General features: G+C 38.7%; 5 protein-coding genes. 1 reads left to right on the forward strand and 4 read right to left on the reverse strand.

Annotation, left to right across the window (positions count from 1 at the left end; all coding sequences use genetic code 11):
* The 4 genes from ACTB1O_RS07565 to ACTB1O_RS07580 all read right to left on the reverse strand — a co-directional run.
* The coding region (locus ACTB1O_RS07565) for a class I tRNA ligase family protein (RefSeq protein ID WP_462994534.1) at positions 1–1,148 on the reverse strand (1,148 nt) is incomplete at its 3' end.
* Positions 1,149–1,202: 54 nt separating this feature from the next.
* On the reverse strand, positions 1,203–3,131 hold the full coding sequence (locus ACTB1O_RS07570) for an ATPase, T2SS/T4P/T4SS family (RefSeq protein ID WP_462994530.1): 1,929 nt from the start codon (positions 3,129–3,131) through the stop codon (positions 1,203–1,205).
* Positions 3,132–3,166: 35 nt separating this feature from the next.
* Positions 3,167–3,526, reverse strand: coding sequence for a phosphoribosyl-AMP cyclohydrolase (hisI, locus tag ACTB1O_RS07575; protein ID WP_462994531.1), 360 nt, complete (start codon positions 3,524–3,526; stop codon positions 3,167–3,169).
* A 1-nt stretch (position 3,527) separates the two neighbouring features.
* Positions 3,528–4,319 (reverse strand): A24 family peptidase C-terminal domain-containing protein, encoded by a 792-nt coding sequence (locus ACTB1O_RS07580; RefSeq protein WP_462994532.1) that lies wholly within the window; start codon positions 4,317–4,319, stop codon positions 3,528–3,530.
* A gap of 199 nt (positions 4,320–4,518) precedes the next feature.
* On the opposite strand from ACTB1O_RS07580, the gene ACTB1O_RS07585 reads away from it, so the two are divergent.
* Positions 4,519–5,040 (forward strand): hypothetical protein (locus ACTB1O_RS07585; RefSeq protein ID WP_462994533.1); only part of this gene is annotated, 522 nt, incomplete at its 3' end.

The raw sequence follows: 5,040 nt of genomic DNA on the forward strand, positions 1-5,040 counted from the left end.
CCACCGTACTGCGGAAGCATACGGCCACCTGAAAATTCTGCACTATATACTTCCTGGGTAAGTGTTTCCATTCCGGGATCCTTTTGATCCTTTATACCTGATTTATCAACAGCATCCTTTGCCGGAAATTCACCATAGCCCAGGACAGTTATCAGAGAGACAGGATTTATCTCCGTATATTTTCCCTGATTCTGAAGATCGCGAAGTGCTATGTAGTCAAAAGGAGCATGCGCCGGAACACTCATTACAATACCGGTTGCCATATCCGGATCAACAAATTCTGCTGGAAGAATTGGAATTTCACCACAGAAGGGATGAGAAACTATCTGATCAATAAGTTCTATGCCGGGTATTTCACCCTCTTCTTTGACCTCATGATCCTGTAATGAAAGTTTTAATGCCGCTTCCGGAGATACAACCCATTTAAATCCGTCAACTTTTATTTTTTTGTAATTAACGCAGGGATTTACCCAAAGATTTGTAACACCATATGTTGTTTCAGGACGCAGAGTTGCACATGGAATTCTATATTCCCCCAAGTTGAACATAACAAGAACATATTTTACTATCTCTGCCTTCTCTCCTTCCAAAAGATCATGATCTCCAACAGGATTGTCACACTGCGGACAGTATTTAACCGGATGAGCTCCTCTTATGACATGATTCTGCTCCATCAAATGAAGATACTGCCATTCGATAAACTTGCTGTACTGAGGATAAACAGTTGTAAATCTCCTTCTCCAGTCGATAGATAAACCACAGCAACGCATTACCCGTTCATACTCATTGCTAAAGTATCTGACAATCTCTGCAGGTTCTACAAAACTCTCCAGAATATCTTCAGGAACACGATATAAATCACGGTATAATTTTATTGTCTTCTCATCTCCCTTCACAATCCTTTTTGATATACCAATTACAGGAGTCCCGGTTACATGAAAAGCCATGGGGAAAAGAACATGTTTACCCTGCATTCTTTTATAACGGGCGATTACATCGGGAACAATATATGTTCTTCCATGACCCACATGCATCGCACCGCTTGGATAAGGATATGCAACATTCAGGTAGAATTTATCTGCTTCACAAGGATCAACCTCAAAAATGTTTGACCATTGATCTAGGTATTCCTCCTCAAATTCCTTCATATCAAATTTACTCAATATAAATCACTCCACATTTTAAAAAAGAAAAATTTAAATTTATACTGGCCGGAGTCTGATCTCCTCTCCGTCATTATAACGGCGGATCATCTCCATTGCAATACTATTATTTTTGGACATGTGAATCTCTCCCTGGTCATTTACTGTTGCTGTGAAGAGATACTCTTTTCCGCCAAAAACATCAACTATCTTTCCTTTGTGCTCTTTTACTGAGATTGAAAGGAATTTCTTGTCTACCTTTATTTCAATACCATTGCCGGAAGAGACTGCGGGTGGCTCAGGTTCAAGGGCTGAAGAAACCTCAAGGACGGGTTCTTTCATTCCGGTTTGTGGGAGTTCTGTCCTTGGCCGGATATCAATTCCAATGCTTAGTTTGTTTACAATTGCAGCAACGTTCTTTCCACCCTTACCAATTGCAGCAGGGACATCCTTATCATCAATATACACAACAGCCTTATTTTCATTCTGCATTTTTACTTCAACAGAACCATCTGTAAATCTGCCTATCTCTCTCTGAATTTCTCTTTCAACAAGTTTTAATGAGATATCCTCTTCCGGAATACTTATAGTCTGAATTTCCGGTGCCGGTGCCGGTGTCTTCCCCGTCAGTGGGAACTTAATAATTATTGGTTCTCCGTCATATCGGAATATTTCAGACTCAACCTCTCCGGTTTCATCGTTTACAACAGAGATTACAGGTCTTGCAGAGAGCTCATCATCCTCATCAGGTATGCTCTCGGGAACCTTGAAATCAAACTGGATATCATAGATCTTTGAAATATCCCCGTCTTTCACAAAAACAATTGTATCAATAATCTGCGGCAGCACACCAAATTCAGTTCTTCCCAAAAATCTCTGAAGTGCATCATGAACATCATTTGCATGAACAACTCCCACCATACCAATTCCTGCAAGGCGCATATCAGAAAATACACTGAAATCCAAACTCTTCCTGAGTTCATCAAATATTACAAAATCAGGCCGCATAAGGAGCATTACTTCCGCAGTATTCTCCATACTACCCTCAAGTGCAGTATACTGAGTAATATTATCAGGAACCTGAATATCACGCGGCGCCTCCATTGTTTTTACTGAATACTGATTTTCGGAAAGGAATATTGCAATACTCTGCGCAAGTGTTGTCTTTCCAGTCCCGGGAGTGCCTGTTATAATAAGACCTCTTCTGCTTTCAAGAAGCCTCTTTTTCAGAACAACTGATTTATTGTAGTCATCAATTGACCTGTCAGCAATAGGCCTTACAGCAGTAATCTCCATACCATCTGAAAAAGGCCTTCTTGCTATTGATATCCTCATTGAACCTATCTGGACAATTGTAATTCCACGCTTTTCAAGCTCGATAAATCCATCAGGATCACGTTTTGCACGTTCAAGTATCTCCTGAGCTATATGTCTTAATTCATACTCGGAGATTGGATCTTCTGAAAGGATTACATTCCTGCTTTCCTTTAATGTTCCCTGCCTTGCAATTGGTCTTGCGCGCTCCTTTAAAAAGACTGAAAGAGTATTCTCTTCAAAATAATTATCAATTTTGAGCGGCGAAAATTCACCTATCTGCGGCTTTAGATAAAGGACATCCAGACCTTTTGCCCGGGCAACCTCAGACTGAACCACATCACTTGTTATGAATTTTGCATTTTCATAATCCAGTGCAACGTTTCTTATTAGTGCATCTATCTCTCCGCCACTTGCAAGTTTGACCTGGTCAAGACTCGGTCTTGATCCTACATATTTTATTGTAATTACTCCTTCTTCTGCAAGTTTTGAGAGTTCCTGAAGCTCTGTAAGGCCGCTAAAACCTATTTCACGCCCCTGGTTTGCCTGTGCTTCAAGTTCTGCTATTACGGCCTCAGGAACAATTATTGTGGCCCCTCTATATTCCCCCGATTCCTGTATCATCGAGGTGATGCGCCCGTCTATGACGACGCTTGTATCAGGTATAAGTATCACTAAAAAACCTCCCTTAAAAATAATGTATTCAATACCTAATTAGCATATACCTTATTAGGATCAAAAATTTTGTCTCCGACCACTTCACCATCTATTGTCCTGTAAAAACAACTGTCATATCCGGTGTGGCATGCACCCCCGGTCTGGTATACCTGATATACCAGGGTATCGCAGTCACAGTCTATAAGAATCCGGACAATTCTTTGAAGGTGTCCGCTTTCCTCTCCCTTTTTCCACATTTTTTTTCTGCTCCGGGAAAAATAGTGGGCGTATCCTGTTTTTCGTGTCATCTCCACAGCCTCCCTGTCAGCCCAGGCGACCATAAGAATTTTTTTGGTTTCCCATTCCTGTGCTACAACAGGAACAAGACCATTTTTATCAAAATTAATATCCAATTCAAATCACTCCCATAACTATTTTGAGTATTTCATAAATTATATCCCCTAAAAGAAGTGCAGATATAAACCCTGCTGTTATTGGTATTATAAAAGGGACACCAAATGAGATCCATACCTTTCCTGAACGGGCATATAGATCCAGTTCTTTTTTGTACTCCTCAGGATACTTTTTTAAATCCTGAGTATACATTCGGCGTTTTCCTGAAATCATTCTTTTTAATGACGCAGTAAGAGATATAAAATGTCTTTTGATGCCGTCATCAGTCTCCTCAAAGTCCTCCATTATAAAGCCAAAAGAGTCTGTTATCTTTTTTCCATCAACCGGAAATCCAACAATCATATAAAAAAAAGAGGCTCTGTTGCCCTTCACTATATTATAAATAAAAATTCCAACAGGTGCTGCAATATTCAAAATTAACGCATTTATCATCACAGTTAGTGGAAAAAAAGCAATTGCAGGATAACCCCACAGCGGCTCTAAAGGATACAGGGGAACAAACGCTGTGATAAAAATAAAAGCCCATGCATCAGCACCTCCGAAGAGATGAAGATAGGCCGAGGAAAAATAAAAAATGGCACAGAAAATTACAACAAGAAAAATATATCCTGATGCTGCTCTTGGATTACTTAACAAAAAAGTTGCATAAACCCATAATGCCAATGGAATTCCGATAAAAAGCATAGGATACCAGGTTTTAAAAGGAACACGTCTTTCCTTCAAATCAAGTATAGATGCGTAGATTAGTGTAATTATTATCGCAACTGAGGAAATTAGAAGCGCTTCGATCATAAATAATACTGATTGTATGGCACTCCTTTTATGTGTGGCGATGAAGTATGAAAAATTTGCAGATAATAGATATCTTCAAATGTAATGCATCCAATAAAAACATAATATCAAAATAAAACAGATAGAATAATATTGATAATTGTATTGCCGGAAAATAAAAATAATTTTAAAAAATTCACAGGGAGAAATTTCAGCATTTATGCAGATGGCAGAACTCTTTGAAAAAGCAATATCCGGCTCGGAATTTGTAGGAGATTTTGAGTATGGTAAACTGCTCAGATATGTTTTAGAGCATAAATATAATGGAATTGCTACAACTGAGAATAATAGAAAAAGCATAATTTTAGTCTTTGTATCCGGTGAAGCCGGAGGTGCAGCCCAGATTGATGAGTATGGCATGCTTTACGGAGATAAAGTCATATACAGCCTTGATAAATCCGGTTCTTATAAACTTTATCTGATAGAGAAAAACCTTGCGGAATCGCTTGTAGCAAGAACAAGGGTATTTGATAAAAAGAATCTGAAGCAGGATAATTTTTCAACAAAACTGTATGACATTAAAAATTTCAGCACAAAACCTTCAAAAGTTAAAATTATAGTTTTAAGAGATGAAATTCCTGCTTGTGGACTAAAAATAATAATGAAAAAGAATAATGTTGCGATAAGTCATGACTACACCTCTTCTGATGGAAGCGCAGGTTTTTTTCTACAGGGTGGTGAT

The organism is Methanomicrobium sp., from assembly GCF_055145805.1.